Below are 614 nucleotides of genomic sequence, written 5' to 3'. Positions count from 1 at the left end.
CTACCGGACCACTTGAAGAGCTTCGTCGATGAGCAGGTTGCGGGGCGGGGCTACGGGACGAGCAGCGAGTATATCCGCGAACTGATCCGTCGAGATCAGGACCGTCTTGTTCTGCGCAGGCTTTTGCTTGACGGAGCATCGACCGCACAGACCGAACCGGTCGACGGGCATTATTTCAGCAGCCTTCGCGATCGAGCGCGTGGTCGGCACAGCAAGTGAATAGCAAAGCGATTGTTCCCCGAGAGCTTGCTCGCAGTGACCTCGAGGCAGCCGTCGATTACTATGCTCGCGAAGCTGGATCCGAGGTCGCTCTCGGCTTCATCGACGCACTTCAAGCTGCTTATGATCTGATCGCACGCCATCCGGAGGCTGGATCATTGCGGTATGCATACGAGTTGGGATTGCCTGATCTGCGGAGCGTTTCGCTGAAGCGATATCCCTATCTAATCTTTTATCGTGACCAGCCAGATCATGTCGACGTCTGGCGTGTGCTTCATGCCAAACGAGACATTCCGCAGTGGATGCAGGAGCCGGATAATCATTGAATACAACTTTTCCGCAGCCGTGGGGCCTTGAAAGATTGTAGGCCGGCGGATCGAATCCACTCAAGGCGA

General features: G+C 56.2%; 2 protein-coding genes. Both read left to right on the top strand.

The window, feature by feature from the left end:
• Nucleotides 1–219, top strand: a 219-nt coding sequence (locus tag QN219_RS33795) for a type II toxin-antitoxin system ParD family antitoxin (RefSeq protein ID WP_284004766.1), incomplete at its 5' end; no start/stop codon positions are given.
• A complete protein-coding gene (locus QN219_RS33790; protein WP_284004765.1) occupies nt 216–545 on the top strand; it encodes a type II toxin-antitoxin system RelE/ParE family toxin in 330 nt (109 codons plus the stop codon). The genes QN219_RS33795 and QN219_RS33790, both read left to right, overlap by 4 nt.
• The last annotated feature ends 69 nt before the right edge of the window (nt 546–614 follow it).

This window comes from Sinorhizobium sp. 8-89, assembly GCF_030124325.1.
In the GTDB taxonomy this organism is placed as follows: domain Bacteria; phylum Pseudomonadota; class Alphaproteobacteria; order Rhizobiales; family Rhizobiaceae; genus Sinorhizobium.
This window is presented reverse-complemented; position numbering and strand designations above follow the sequence as displayed.